The organism is Streptomyces flavidovirens DSM 40150 (genome assembly GCF_000429085.1).
Lineage (GTDB): Bacteria > Actinomycetota > Actinomycetes > Streptomycetales > Streptomycetaceae > Streptomyces > Streptomyces flavidovirens.
The window spans coordinates 58,295-71,447 of the sequence record NZ_AUBE01000024.1 but is presented as its reverse complement, the minus strand read 5'-3'; the positions used below and the strand labels follow the sequence as shown (position 1 = coordinate 71,447).

The window sequence follows — 13,153 nt, the reverse complement described above, 5'->3', positions numbered from 1 at the left end:
CGGTTCACCCGTACGTAACACGCACGACCTCTTCGTCACTGCGGCGAAACATCGAGGGGCATCGACGGAAACGGCGCTGCGCCAACCTCATGGCGCATAACCGGCTCATCCCTTTGCTGCCGACCGGCCAACAGGCCAACAGGCTCCGCCCCCGCACGGGCCGCACCGACGACGAGGAGACGCCGATGCCTCCAGGCATCACGACGCTTGCCGCAGACAAGATCGAACTGTCTGCCGCCAATACCGGCTTCATGCTCATCTGTTCCGCCCTGGTGATGCTCATGACGCCGGGCCTGGCCTTCTTCTACGGAGGCATGGTCCGCGTCAAGTCCACCCTGAACATGCTGATGATGAGCTTCATCAGCCTCGGGATCGTCACGATCCTGTGGGTGCTCTACGGCTTCAGCCTCGCCTTCGGCACCGACGTCGGCTCGGTCATCGGCTGGTCCTCCGACTACGTCGGACTCAGCAACATCGGAGTCACCGAGCTCTGGGACGGCTACACCATCCCGGTCTACGTCTTCGCTGTCTTCCAGCTGATGTTCGCGATCCTCACCCCGGCCCTGATCAGCGGCGCCCTGGCCGACCGCGTCAAGTTCACCGCCTGGGCGCTCTTCATCACCCTGTGGGTCACCGTCGTCTACTTCCCGGTCGCGCACTGGGTGTGGGGCTCCGGCGGCTGGCTCTTCGAGATGGGCGTCATCGACTTCGCGGGCGGCACGGCCGTCCACATCAACGCCGGCGCCGCGGCGCTGGGCGTCATCCTCGTCATCGGAAAGCGCGTCGGCTTCAAGAAGGACCCGATGCGCCCGCACAGCCTGCCGCTGGTGATGCTCGGCGCCGGGCTCCTGTGGTTCGGCTGGTTCGGCTTCAACGCCGGCTCCTGGCTGGGCAACGACGACGGCGTCGGCGCCGTGATGTTCCTCAACACCCAGGTCGCCACCGCCGCCGCCATGCTCGCCTGGCTGGCGTACGAGAAGATCCGCCACGGTTCGTTCACCACGCTCGGAGCCGCATCCGGCGCCGTCGCGGGCCTCGTCGCCATCACCCCGGCCGGCGGCTCCGTCAGCCCGCTCGGCGCGATCGCCGTCGGCGCCATCGCCGGTCTGCTGTGCGCCATGGCCGTCGGCCTCAAGTACAAGCTGGGTTACGACGACTCCCTGGACGTCATCGGCGTCCACCTCGTCGGCGGCATCGTCGGCTCCCTCCTCGTCGGCTTCTTCGCCACCGGCGGCGTCCAGTCCGACGCCAAGGGCCTCTTCTACGGCGGCGGACTCGACCAGCTCGGCAAGCAGGCCGTGGGTGTCTTCGCGGTGCTGGCCTACTCTCTGGTGGTCTCCGCGCTCCTCGCCTTCGTCATCGACAAGGTGATGGGCATGCGGGTCCCCGAGGACGACGAGGTCTCCGGCATCGACCAGGTCGAGCACGCCGAGACCGCGTACGACTTCAGCGGAGCGGGCGGCGGTTCCGCCTCCCGCACGGCCGTACCCGCACCCGGCGCGACCGGCAACGCCGACGCCGCGACGCAGACCAAGAAGGTGGACGCATGAAGCTCATCACGGCAGTCGTGAAGCCGCACCGGCTCGACGAGACCAAGGAGGCCCTCCAGGCCTTCGGAGTCCAGGGACTCACGGTCACCGAGGCCAGCGGATACGGGCGCCAGCGCGGCCACACCGAGGTCTACCGGGGCGCCGAGTACACGGTCGACCTCGTACCGAAGATCCGGATCGAGGTGCTGGTCGAGGACAGTGACGCCGAACAGCTCATCGAAGTGGTCGTGAAGGCCGCCCGTACCGGCAAGATCGGCGACGGCAAGGTGTGGAGCGTGCCGGTCGAGACGGCGGTCAGGGTACGGACCGGCGAACGCGGCCCGGACGCCCTCTGATTTCCGACCGCACAGACAACGGGAGCTGCTGGGTGACGAGCGCAGAAGTGATCACCGAACCGTCCGACGACTCGGGACCCAGTGGCTACGCGGCGGCCCGGCTGCGACTTCTCCAGGAGAAGTCGCAGTCCGGGCCGTCGCGCCGTTCCGGCCTCGCCCGGCTGACCGACGACTGGCTGGAGGCGCTGTTCACCACGGCCGCCCTCGAAGCGGGGGTACGCGGCGCGGCCCTCGTCGCCGTCGGGGGCTACGGGCGGGGCGAGCTGTCCCCGCGCAGCGACCTCGACCTGCTGCTCCTGCACGACGGCCGCGCCGACCAGAGCGCCGTCGCGGCGCTCGCCGACCGCGTCTGGTACCCCGTCTGGGACCTGGGTCTCGCCCTCGACCATTCCGTACGTACGCCCGCCGAGGCCCGCAAAACCGCCGGCGAGGACCTCAAGGTGCACCTCGGGCTCCTCGACGCCCGGCACATCGCCGGCGACCTCGGGGTCACCGCCGGACTGCGCACCGCCGTACTCGCCGACTGGCGCAATCTCGCCCCCAAGCGGCTGCCCGAACTCCACGGGCTGTGCCAGGAACGGGCCGTACGGCAGGGCGAACTCCAGTACCTGCTGGAACCCGACCTCAAGGAGGCACGCGGCGGCCTGCGCGACGCCACCGCGCTGCGTGCCGTCGCCGCCTCCTGGCTGGCCGACGCCCCGCGCGAGGGCCTCGACGCGGCGCGGCGCCGGCTCCTCGACGTACGCGACGCACTGCACCTGACCACCGGACGTGCCACCGACCGACTCGCCCTCCAGGAGCAGGACCAGGTCGCCGGCGCACTCGGGCTGCTGGACGCCGACACGCTGCTGCGGGAGGTGTACGAGGCGGCGCGCACCATCGCGTACGCCGGCGACGTCACCTGGCGCGAGGTCAACCGGGTCCTGCGCGCCCGGTCCGTGCGGCCCAGGCTGCGCGCGATGCTCGGCGGCAGCAAGGCCGCGCCCGAACGCACCCCGCTCGCCGAGGGCGTCGTCGAGCAGGACGGCGAGGTGGTGCTCGCCCGTACCGCCCGGCCCGAGCGCGACGCGGTGCTCCCGCTGCGGGCCGCCGCCGCGGCGGCGCAGTCGGGGCTGCCGGTCTCCCTGCACGCCGTACGCCGCCTGGCGGCCGTCGCGCGGCCGCTGCCGGTGCCGTGGCCGGCCGAGGCGCGCGAGGAACTCGTCACGCTGCTCGGCGCGGGCGAGGCGACGATCGGGGTGTGGGAGGCGCTGGAGGCCGAGGGCCTCATCACGCGGCTGCTGCCCGACTGGGAGCGGGTGCGGTGCCGTCCGCAGCGCAATCCCGTCCACACCTGGACCGTCGACCGGCACCTGGTCGAGACGGCCGTACGGGCCTCCGCGCTCACCCGCCGCGTCCACCGCCCCGACCTGCTGCTGACCGCCGCCCTGCTGCACGACTTCGGCAAGGGCTGGCCCGGCGACCACTCGGTGGCCGGCGAGATCATCGCCCGCGACGTCGCCGCCCGTATCGGCTTCGACCGCGCGGACGTGGGCGTGATCGCCACGCTCGTACGCCACCACCTCCTGCTCATCGAGACCGCGACCCGGCGTGACCTGGACGACCCGGCGACCGTCCGCGCGGTCGCCGACGCGGTCGGATCGACCGGCACCCTCGAACTCCTGCACGCCCTCACCGAGGCCGACGCACTGGCCACCGGGCCCGCCGCCTGGTCCACCTGGCGCGCCTCACTCGTCACCGACCTGGTCAAGCGCGTCGCCGCCGTGCTGGCGGGCGCGGAACCGGCCGCGCCGGAACCCGCCGCTCCCAGCGCCGAGCAGGAACGTCTCGCCATGGAGGCGTTCCGTACCGGCGGCCCCGTCCTGTCGCTGCGCGCGCAGCCGGAGGCGCACGCGGAGGACGCCGGGCAGGAGCCGGAGCCGCTGGGCGTCGAGCTGCTGATCGCCGTACCGGACCAGCCCGGTGTCCTGCCGGCCGTGGCCGGCGTGCTGGCGATGCACCGGCTGACCGTACGGACGGCGGAACTGCGGGCCGCCGAACTCCCGGACTGGGTGGACGGCCCGGATGCGCAGCCCGGCGTACTGCTGCTCGACTGGCGGGTGGCGGCGGAGTACGGGGCGCTGCCACAGGGAGCCCGGCTGCGGGCGGACCTCGTACGCGCCCTGGACGGCTCCCTGGACATCCCGTCCCGCCTGGCCGAGCGGGAGCGCGCGTACGAGAAGAACCCGCGCAGGCGGGGCGCGCAGGCCCCACCGCCGCGCGTCACGGTCGCCCCTGCCGGGTCCCGTCTCGCGACGGTGATCGAGGTGCGCGCGCAGGACGCGCCGGGACTGCTGCACCGCATCGGCCACGCCCTGGAGGCGGCGAAGGTACGGGTGCGCAGCGCGCACATCAGCACCCTGGGCGCGAACGCGGTCGATGCGTTCTACGTCACAGGGCCGGACGGCGCGCCGCTGCCGGACGGTGACGCGGCGTCGGTCGCCAAGGCGCTGGAGTCGGCGCTGCGCTGAGCGGACGCGTAACCTTCTGTCTCTGGCGGGCGTTACTCCCGAGCGGTTGCTCCTCGCAAACGCGGGGGTGATCCGGGGCGGCTCAGCGAGGCCGACATGGAAGCAACATGCTCCCCGCATACGCGGGGGTTCCGCCCTCGCCGGTCGCATATGGCAGGCGAGGGCTCACGTTTTGCGGGGCCGGATACCCTGGGGGGCGACTGACTCAGCCCCCAATCCCGAGGATCTGCGACCACAGTGTTCGATACCCTTTCCGATCGTCTGAGTGCGACGTTCAAGACCCTTCGCGGTCGGGGCCGTCTCAGCCCGGCTGACATCGACGCCACGGCACGTGAAATCCGTATCGCCCTGCTGGAAGCAGACGTCGCGCTGCCGGTCGTGCGTGCGTTCATCGCCAAGATCAAGGACCGCGCCGCCGGGGCCGAGGTCTCGCAGGCGCTGAATCCCGCGCAGCAGGTCATCAAGATCGTCAACGAGGAGCTCGTCGGCATCCTCGGTGGCGAGACCCGCCGTCTGCGGTTCGCCAAGAACCCGCCCACCGTGATCATGCTCGCGGGTCTCCAGGGTGCCGGTAAGACGACCCTCGCCGGAAAGCTCGGCCTGTGGCTCAAGGGCCAGGGCCACTCGCCGATCCTGGTCGCCTGTGACCTCCAGCGCCCCAACGCCGTCAACCAGCTCAGCGTCGTCGCCGAGCGCGCCGGTGTCGCGGTCTTCGCGCCGGAGGCCGGCAACGGCTCCGGCGACCCGGTCAAGGTCGCCAAGGACTCGATCGAGTACGCGAAGAACAAGCTGCACGACATCGTCATCGTCGACACCGCGGGCCGCCTCGGTATCGACCAGGAGATGATGCGGCAGGCCGCGGACATCCGCGACGCCGTCAGCCCCGACGAGATCCTCTTCGTCGTCGACGCGATGATCGGCCAGGACGCGGTCAACACCGCCGAGGCCTTCCGCGACGGCGTCGGCTTCGACGGCGTGGTGCTGTCCAAGCTCGACGGTGACGCCCGTGGTGGCGCCGCGCTGTCGATCGCCCAGGTGACCGGCCGGCAGATCATGTTCGCCTCCAACGGCGAGAAGCTGGACGACTTCGACGCGTTCCACCCGGACCGCATGGCGTCCCGCATCCTCGGCATGGGCGACATGCTGTCGCTGATCGAGAAGGCCGAGCAGACCTTCAGCCAGCAAGAGGCCGAAGCGATGGCGGCCAAGCTGGCGAAGGGGCCGAAGGAGTTCACGCTCGACGACTTCCTGGCCCAGATGGAGCAGGTCCGCAAGATGGGCTCCATCTCCAAGCTGCTCGGGATGATGCCCGGCATGGGGCAGATCAAGGAGCAGATCAACAACATCGACGAGCGCGACGTGGACCGTACCGCCGCGATCATCAAGTCGATGACCCCCGCCGAGCGCCAGGATCCGACGATCATCAACGGCTCGCGCCGTGCCCGCGTCGCCAAGGGCTCGGGCGTCGAGGTCAGCGCCGTGAAGAACCTGGTGGAGCGGTTCTTCGAGGCGCGCAAGATGATGTCGAAGATGGCTCAGGGCGGCGGAATGCCGGGTATGCCGGGGATTCCGGGCATGGGTGGCGGCCCCGGCCGTCAGAAGAAGCAGCAGAAGCAGGCCAAGGGCAAGCGCAAGAGCGGCAACCCGATGAAGCGCAAGCTGGAGGAGCAGGCCGCGGCCGAGCGCCGCGAGCAGGCCGCGCAGCCGGGCGGCGCGCTGGGCCTGCCGGCCGGTCAGGGCGCGCAGGACTTCGAACTGCCCGACGAGTTCAAGAAGTTCATGGGCTAGCAGCTCATGGGCTGACGCCCTGCCGTACGTACACCGCGCTGTGGGCGGCCCCTTCCGTGCCGGAGGGGGCCGCCCACAGCCGCTCATGGCGTACGGGCGATCAGATAGCGGAAGACGTTAGACATCCAGACCGTTCCGTCCCCCCGCACATGGGGGTGGAGCGCCTCGGTGAGCTCCTTCTCGACCTGCGCCGGATCCGTCGCCCGTACGGCCGCGTCGAAGAGCCCGGTCGACAGCAGGCCGCGTACGGCGCTGTCCATGTCGGCGTAACCGAAGGGGCACGCGACCCGGCCCGAGCCGTCCGGCTTCAGCCCGGCCCGCGAGGCCACGTCCTCCAGGTCGTCCCTCAGCGCGGGACGCCAGCCCCGGCCGCCGGTGGCGCGCAGCGTCTCGGTCAGCCGGGAAGCGACCCGCAGCACCGCGGAGGTCGCGCAGCGCTCGGGCGGACCCCAGCCCGCGAGCACCACTTCACTGCCGCGCTCGGCGAGGGGTATCGCGCTTTCGAGCGCCACGGCGAGCCCCTCGGAATCGCCGGACGCACAACCGAGCGGTTCGAAGGCGGTGACGAGGTTGTACGCCGGGGCGGAGCCGTCGCAGACCTTCGCCGAGGCGCCCTCGTACAGGCGCGTGGGCTGGTCCGGGGTGTCCTCGGTGCTGCTCCCGCTCCGCGGCGACGCGTCCGCCAGCAGACGCTCGCGGGCCAGTGCGACCCGCTCGGGATCGGCTTCGACGCCTGTCACCTGCGCGCCTCGCGATGCGGCGATCAGCAGGGCGAGTCCCGAGCCGCAGCCGAGGCCGAGCAGCCGGGTGGCGGGGCCCACCTCAAGCCGCTCGTACGCCGCTTCGTAGAGCGGGACCAGCATCCGTTCCTGGATCTCGGCCCAGTCGCGGGCGCGCGCGCCCGCGCCGGTCGCCGGCGCTGAGGCTGTGTTCGGATCGTGCCGGTGGTGCCGGACGAGCGTAGGTGTCATGGAAAGCGCCCCAATCCGCCGAGAGGTCATTGCGTGTCCTTGATGGACGTTCCCCCGTGTGCGTGCGCCTGTACTCCCCGTAGCCAGGGAACTCCGCATCCGGCATCAAGTCCAGGGGTCGTAAGGCAATGCTTGCGTGCCCCTGCCGTGCGCCCCCGCGCCGGAGCGGATCCAGGTTCCAGAGTGCCGTCGCCGGGCGGATCGCGCCACGCGAGGAAACGCGACCGTACGTGTCTGGTCATCGCCGGACGGGGCGGTGCCCGCCCGGTGGTGTGCTCCAGGTACTGTCGCCGTCCGGGCCTTTGCCCCATGGGAGCGCCCGTCGGCGCCCGGGTGCCAACTCGCGCCCCCGGAGGGCGCCGATGCCCCGGCGTGCGGTCTTTTCGTACGCGCCGGAGCGTACGCGTGGGTACGCCCCTAGATGATGGCCGCTGGGCGGGTCCTCCGCAGATCAGCGCACCCGCCCTCGTCAGGACGCATCAATGGCAACTGACTGGTACGTGCAAATTATTTGGGATGCCCCGGAATAGGAACACCGGGGCACCCCGGCTCGTTGTCACGACGTGAGCACGACACCACCTGTTCTCGCCGCAGAGCTGGCGCAGGCGTGGGCCGACATTCAGCGGTACCACCCCGAGCTGCCAGACCTAGCCGCGCCCGAATCCCTGATCGGAGAGTCCTCGTCCGCCTGTGGCGCCGAGCTCTCCTTCGAACGACTGCTGCACGAGGCAGTCCACGGCATCGCCGCCGCCCGCGGCGTTCGTGACACCTCGCGCGCCGGCCGCTACCACAACCGCAGATTCCTCGCGATCGCCGAGGAGATGGGCCTCGACCACCCCGAGGAGCCGCACCCCAGCAGCGGATTCTCGCTGGTCTCGCTCAACCCCGAGGCGAGGCGGCGCTACCGGCCGACGATCGAGCGGCTCCAGCGCGCCCTCAAGGCGCACACGGTCGCGACCACGTCGGACACCAAGCGCTCCTTCCGCGGGCCCGCCGCCCGGCACGGCTCGTCCGGCGGCGGGGTGCGGGTCAAGGCCGTCTGCGACTGCGGGCGCAACGTCCGCGTCGTGCCTTCGGTCCTGGCCCAGGCCCCGATCGTGTGCGGTGGCTGCGGAAAACCGTTCCGTATCCCGGAAGTGGTGGCCGCAGCGAGCTGACCGCCTTTTGCTGACGCCACTCAACGCCCGCGCCGGCCGGGCCGGCCGGGTGCTGGGCGGGTGATGTCTGTGCCACAGGTGTGTGGCACAATGGCTAGCTGTACTCGACAGCCGCACAGGAACCCTCTCGCCTCCGGCTGACGCGTCCATCGGGCACCCGAGTACCGCAACCCCACGTGGCATCTTCGTTGTGCCCAACCACGTCATAGACCAGGAGACACCACTCCAGTGGCAGTCAAGATCAAGCTGAAGCGTCTGGGCAAGATCCGTTCGCCTCACTACCGCATCGTCGTCGCCGACTCCCGTACCCGCCGTGACGGCCGGGCCATCGAGGAGATCGGTCTGTACCACCCGGTGCAGAACCCGTCGCGCATCGAGGTCAACTCGGAGCGTGCCCAGTACTGGCTGTCCGTCGGCGCCCAGCCGACCGAGCCGGTCATGGCCATCCTGAAGCTCACCGGTGACTGGCAGGCGCACAAGGGCCTTCCCGCCCCGGCGCCGCTGCTGCAGCCGGAGCCCAAGGCCGACAAGCGTGCCGCGTTCGACGCGTTCGCCAAGGGCCTTGAGGGTGGCGACGAGTCCAAGGGCGAGGCGATCACCCCGAAGGCGAAGAAGGCCGACAAGAAGGCTGACGAGGCTCCTGCGGCTGAGTCCGCTGAGTCGACCGAGGCCTGAGCATGCTCGAGGAGGCTCTTGAGCACCTCGTGAAGGGCATTGTCGACAACCCCGACGATGTGCAGGTCGCCTCGCGCAACCTGCGCCGCGGACGCGTGCTGGAGGTCCGGGTTCACCCGGACGACCTCGGCAAGGTGATCGGCCGCAACGGCCGCACCGCTCGCGCTCTGCGTACGGTCGTGGGCGCCATCGGCGGCCGTGGTATCCGTGTCGACCTCGTCGACGTGGACCAGGTCCGCTGAACAAGTTGGCCGTTTTTACCTAGATACGCCGGCTCGGGCCGGGAAGGGCTCACGAGCCCTTCCCGGCCCGTAGTCGTAAGACAGGAGAAACATCAAGTGCAGCTCGTAGTCGCGCGGATCGGTCGCGCCCACGGGATCAAGGGCGAGGTCACGGTAGAGGTGCGTACGGACGAGCCGGAGCTGCGGCTCGGGCCCGGCGCCGTACTCGCCACGGACCCGGCCTCCGTCGGGCCGCTGACCGTCGAGACCGGCCGGGTGCACAGCGGCCGGCTGCTGCTGCGCTTCGCGGGCGTCAAGGACCGCACGGCCGCCGAGGCGCTGCGCAACACCCTCCTCATCGCCGAGGTCGACCCGGCGGCGACTCCGGAGGACCCGGAGGAGTTCTACGACCACCAGCTCATGGACCTTGACGTCGTCCTCGCCGACGGCACCGAAATCGGCCGGATCACCGAGATCACCCACCTGCCCTCGCAGGACCTGTTCATCGTGAAGCGCCCCGACGGCAGCGAGGTGATGATCCCCTTCGTCGAGGAGATCGTCACCGAGATCGACCTGGAGGAGCAGCGCGCGGTCATCACCCCGCCGCCCGGTCTGATCGACGACAGCCAGGCCGTGGTCGCGTCCAGCCGGGACGAAGCACCCACTCAGGGCGAAGACTGATGCGACTCGACGTCGTCACGATCTTCCCCGAGTACCTGGAGCCGCTGAACGTCTCGCTCGTCGGCAAGGCCAGGGCGCGCGGGCAGCTCGGCGTACACGTGCATGACCTCAGGGACTGGACGTACGACCGCCACAACACGGTCGACGACACTCCTTACGGCGGCGGCCCCGGCATGGTCATGAAGACCGAGCCCTGGGGCGAGGCCCTCGACGAGGCTCTGGCGGACGGTTACGAGAGCGGGGCGCACGGCCCGGTGCTGGTCGTGCCCACACCCAGCGGCCGCCCCTTCACCCAGGAACTCGCCGTCGAGCTGTCCGAGCGGCCCTGGCTGGTCTTCACGCCCGCGCGCTACGAGGGCATCGACCGCCGCGTCATCGACGAGTACGCCACCCGCATGCCGGTGTACGAGGTGTCCATCGGGGACTACGTCCTCGCGGGCGGCGAGGCTGCCGTACTGGTGATCACCGAGGCGGTGGCCCGGCTGTTGCCCGGAGTGCTCGGCAACGCCGAATCGCACCGCGACGACTCCTTCGCGCCCGGCGCGATGGCCAACCTGCTCGAAGGCCCCGTCTACACCAAGCCGCCCGAGTGGCGGCACCGGGGCATCCCGGAGGTGCTCCTCAGCGGCCACCACGGGAAGATCGCCCGGTGGCGGCGGGACGAGGCGCTGCGGCGTACGGCCGCCAACCGGCCGGACCTCATCGAACGCTGCGACCCCAAGGCCTTCGACAAGAAGGACCGTGAGATGCTGAGCATCCTCGGCTGGCGGCCCGGCCCCGACGGCCGATTTGGGCGTAACCCCGAGGCCGTGGAAGAATAGGCCGCTGCTGTACGTCCGGCGTGCGCCCCTGCCGCAGGGGGAACGACGCCCGCCCGACGCGGACAGCGCCCAGAAACTCTCTTATCGAATTCCGTCGATGACCTGTGGCATCGGCGAGGAAGCAGACTCACATGTCCAGCCTTCTCGACTCCGTCGACTCCGCATCGCTGCGTACCGACCTTCCCGCGTTCCGTCCCGGTGACACCGTGAACGTCCACGTTCGCGTCATCGAGGGCAACCGCACGCGTGTGCAGCAGTTCAAGGGCGTAGTCATCCGCCGCCAGGGTTCGGGCGTCCGCGAGACCTTCACGGTCCGCAAGGTCTCCTTCTCCGTCGGCGTCGAGCGTACCTTCCCGGTGCACAGCCCGATCTTCGAGAAGATCGAGCTCATCTCCCGCGGTGACGTCCGCCGCGCGAAGCTGTACTTCCTCCGTGAGCTGCGCGGCAAGGCCGCGAAGATCAAGGAGAAGCGCGACCGCTGATCGCGCATTCGGCGCCCGGGACCGGCCGGATAGGCTCACGTCCCGATGGACACCGAAGCACACGACACGGAGCGCGACCGCTCCCCGACCCCGCGATCAGGGGACGAGGAGGGGTCGCGCTCCGCGCGTTTTCTCGAAGCTCCGTGGCGCCGGCCGGCTCTGCTCGGCGCCGCGTGCGCGGCTTTTCTGCTGCTGTTCAGCACCTTCGTCATGCAGCCCTTCCTCATCCCCAGCGGCTCGATGCAGCCCACCCTGGAGATCGGGGACCGGGTGCTCGTCAACAAGTTGGCGTACCGTTTCGGGTCCGTACCGCAGCGCGGTGATGTGGTCGTCTTCGACGGCACCGGGTCCTTCGTACGCGAGGAGCCCGCCGGGAACCCGGTCACCGGGCTGCTGCGGTGGGCGGCCGCGGCTGTGGGACTGGCCGAGCCCGCCGAGACCGACTACATCAAGCGCGTGGTGGGCGTGGGGGGCGACCGGGTCGTGTGCTGCGACAAGCGGGGGAGGGTCGAGGTGAACGGCCGGCCGGTGGACGAGAAGTACCTGTACCCGGGCGACGCCCCGTCGCGGGTCCCGTTCGACATCGTCGTACCGCAGAGCACGCTGTGGGTCATGGGTGACCACAGATCGCGCTCGCGCGACTCCCGCGACCATCTGGGTGAGCCGGGCGGGGGCATGGTGCCCGTCGAGAAGGTCGTGGGGCGGGCGGACTGGATCGGCTGGCCGGTGGGCCGCTGGTCCTCGCTGAACGAGTCCGGCGGCCACGGATCCGGGGGCGGGCCCCCGGCGCAGCACAGTACGCGCGTCACGGCGCCGGGGCCGGCCGGGTCCCATGGGTAACCGCGGGCGGGCACGGGCGAGCCACCGTGCGGACACCCGGCTGCCCACGGGTACGCGGCCGACGAGCGGGCCCGCGCTGCCGGGCAGGGCGGACCGGCGGAAGCTGGCGAAGCGGGTGAAGCGCCGGCGGCAGAGATCGGTCGTCAAGGAGATACCGATCCTGATAACGGTGGCGCTGCTCATCGCGCTCGTACTCAAGACTTTCCTGGTGCAGGCCTTCGTGATCCCGTCGGGCTCGATGGAGCAGACGATCCGGATCGGCGACCGGGTGCTGGTCGACAAGCTCACGCCGTGGTTCGGCTCGAAGCCGGAGCGCGGCGACGTCGTGGTCTTCAAGGACCCGGGCGGCTGGCTGCAGGAGGAGAAGACCGAGATCGAGGACGACCCGGTGGGCGTCAAGCAGATCAAGGGAGCCCTGACCTTCATCGGACTGCTGCCGTCCGAGGACGAACAGGACCTGATCAAGCGGGTGGTCGCGGTGGGCGGGGACACCGTCAAGTGCTGCGACAAGGACGGACGTGTCACCGTCAACGGCGTACCGCTCGCGGAGCCGTATCTGAATCCGGGCGACCGGCCCTCCGAGCTGGAGTTCGATGTGAAGGTGCCCGCCGGGCGGTTGTTCGTGATGGGGGACCACCGGTCGGATTCCGCCGATTCCCGCTTCCACCTGGACGAGAAGTTCGAGGGAACGGTCGGGGAGGAGGAGGTCGTCGGGCAGGCCGTCCTCATCGCGTGGCCCTTCAGCCACTGGCGGAAGCTGGAGGAGCCCGAGACGTACGCGGGCGTCCCTGACCCGCGCGCCGGGGCGACCTCGGCGGCCGGGCCGTCGAATAGGGTGTCGTCCCAGGATCCGAACGCGGTGATCCTGCTCCCGACCCCTGCGGAACTCCCGCTCGTTATGGGAGTGGTGGGCCTGCGTCAGGTATGGCGCGGGCGGTGGAACGGAGTGAGGAGTGGATGTGGGGGATTTGGCGGTCGGCGCACGATCCGAACGCGACGAGCCCGAGGAACGACCGGAGTCACCCGCAACCGTGAGCGATGACGTACGGGGCGAAGACCCGACCAGCAGCGACAACAGCGACAGCAGCAGTGGGGACAGTGTGGGGCCGAAGAAGCCGCGCT

General features: G+C 70.4%; 13 protein-coding genes. 12 read left to right on the top strand and 1 reads right to left on the bottom strand.

Features of this window, described 5'->3' with window-relative positions; genetic code table 11:
- Positions 1-185 precede the first annotated feature (185 nt).
- From G412_RS0125545 to ffh, 4 genes are all read left to right on the top strand, one after another.
- Positions 186-1,550, top strand: a complete 1,365-nt coding sequence (locus tag G412_RS0125545; protein ID WP_028814567.1) for an ammonium transporter — start codon at positions 186-188, stop codon at positions 1,548-1,550.
- Complete coding sequence (locus G412_RS0125540) at positions 1,547-1,885, top strand: P-II family nitrogen regulator (RefSeq protein ID WP_028814566.1); 339 nt, start codon at positions 1,547-1,549, stop codon at positions 1,883-1,885. The genes G412_RS0125545 and G412_RS0125540 overlap by 4 nt, the downstream gene beginning before the upstream one ends.
- A 32-nt stretch (positions 1,886-1,917) precedes the next feature.
- Positions 1,918-4,395, top strand: a complete 2,478-nt coding sequence (locus G412_RS0125535) for a [protein-PII] uridylyltransferase (RefSeq protein WP_028814565.1) — start codon at positions 1,918-1,920, stop codon at positions 4,393-4,395.
- A 237-nt stretch (positions 4,396-4,632) separates the two neighbouring features.
- Entirely contained in the window at positions 4,633-6,183 is a 1,551-nt protein-coding gene (gene ffh, locus G412_RS0125530) for a signal recognition particle protein (protein ID WP_028814564.1), read from the top strand.
- An 83-nt stretch (positions 6,184-6,266) separates the two neighbouring features.
- On the opposite strand, the gene G412_RS0125525 is transcribed toward ffh, so the two are convergent.
- Entirely contained in the window at positions 6,267-7,154 is an 888-nt protein-coding gene (locus G412_RS0125525; RefSeq protein WP_028814563.1) for a methyltransferase domain-containing protein, read from the bottom strand.
- A 563-nt stretch (positions 7,155-7,717) separates the two neighbouring features.
- Between G412_RS0125525 and G412_RS0125520 the strand changes: the two genes are divergently transcribed.
- The 8 genes from G412_RS0125520 (at position 7,718) to lepB (G412_RS0125485) (ending at position 13,073) form a co-directional block, all read left to right on the top strand.
- Complete coding sequence (locus tag G412_RS0125520; RefSeq protein WP_028814562.1) at positions 7,718-8,311, top strand: hypothetical protein; 594 nt, start codon at positions 7,718-7,720, stop codon at positions 8,309-8,311.
- 228 nt (positions 8,312-8,539) lie between these two features.
- Complete coding sequence (gene rpsP, locus G412_RS0125515) at positions 8,540-8,986, top strand: 30S ribosomal protein S16 (protein ID WP_028814561.1); 447 nt, start codon at positions 8,540-8,542, stop codon at positions 8,984-8,986.
- A gap of 2 nt (positions 8,987-8,988) precedes the next feature.
- Complete coding sequence (locus G412_RS0125510; RefSeq protein WP_005311361.1) at positions 8,989-9,228, top strand: RNA-binding protein; 240 nt, start codon at positions 8,989-8,991, stop codon at positions 9,226-9,228.
- Between the two features lie 96 nt (positions 9,229-9,324).
- Positions 9,325-9,888, top strand: a complete 564-nt coding sequence (gene rimM / locus G412_RS0125505; protein WP_028814560.1) for a ribosome maturation factor RimM — start codon at positions 9,325-9,327, stop codon at positions 9,886-9,888.
- Positions 9,888-10,709, top strand: a complete 822-nt coding sequence (gene trmD, locus G412_RS0125500; RefSeq protein ID WP_028814559.1) for a tRNA (guanosine(37)-N1)-methyltransferase TrmD — start codon at positions 9,888-9,890, stop codon at positions 10,707-10,709. Before rimM ends, trmD begins: the two co-directional genes overlap by 1 nt.
- Before the next feature lie 131 nt (positions 10,710-10,840).
- Positions 10,841-11,191, top strand: coding sequence for a 50S ribosomal protein L19 (gene rplS / locus G412_RS0125495; RefSeq protein ID WP_028814558.1), 351 nt, complete (start codon positions 10,841-10,843; stop codon positions 11,189-11,191).
- A 45-nt stretch (positions 11,192-11,236) separates the two neighbouring features.
- A complete protein-coding gene (gene lepB, locus G412_RS35945) occupies positions 11,237-12,031 on the top strand; it encodes a signal peptidase I (RefSeq protein ID WP_078607364.1) in 795 nt (264 codons plus the stop codon).
- Positions 12,024-13,073: a signal peptidase I gene (gene lepB, locus G412_RS0125485; RefSeq protein WP_028814557.1), complete on the top strand. Its 1,050-nt coding sequence runs from the start codon at positions 12,024-12,026 to the stop codon at positions 13,071-13,073. The genes lepB (G412_RS35945) and lepB (G412_RS0125485) overlap by 8 nt, the downstream gene beginning before the upstream one ends.
- The last annotated feature ends 80 nt before the right edge of the window (positions 13,074-13,153 follow it).

What these genes read in the sequence shown, in the direction of transcription:
- G412_RS0125545 (WP_028814567.1), top strand. Translation starts at nt 186, where the DNA reads ATGCCTCCAGGCATCACGACGCTTGCCGCAGACAAGATCGAACTGTCT.
- G412_RS0125540 (WP_028814566.1), top strand. Translation starts at nt 1,547, where the DNA reads ATGAAGCTCATCACGGCAGTCGTGAAGCCGCACCGGCTCGACGAGACC.
- G412_RS0125525 (WP_028814563.1), bottom strand. Translation starts at nt 7,154, where the DNA reads ATGACACCTACGCTCGTCCGGCACCACCGGCACGATCCGAACACAGCC.
- G412_RS0125510 (WP_005311361.1), top strand. Translation starts at nt 8,989, where the DNA reads ATGCTCGAGGAGGCTCTTGAGCACCTCGTGAAGGGCATTGTCGACAAC.
- trmD (WP_028814559.1), top strand. Translation starts at nt 9,888, where the DNA reads ATGCGACTCGACGTCGTCACGATCTTCCCCGAGTACCTGGAGCCGCTG.
- rplS (WP_028814558.1), top strand. Translation starts at nt 10,841, where the DNA reads ATGTCCAGCCTTCTCGACTCCGTCGACTCCGCATCGCTGCGTACCGAC.
- lepB (WP_078607364.1), top strand. Translation starts at nt 11,237, where the DNA reads ATGGACACCGAAGCACACGACACGGAGCGCGACCGCTCCCCGACCCCG.
- lepB (WP_028814557.1), top strand. Translation starts at nt 12,024, where the DNA reads ATGGGTAACCGCGGGCGGGCACGGGCGAGCCACCGTGCGGACACCCGG.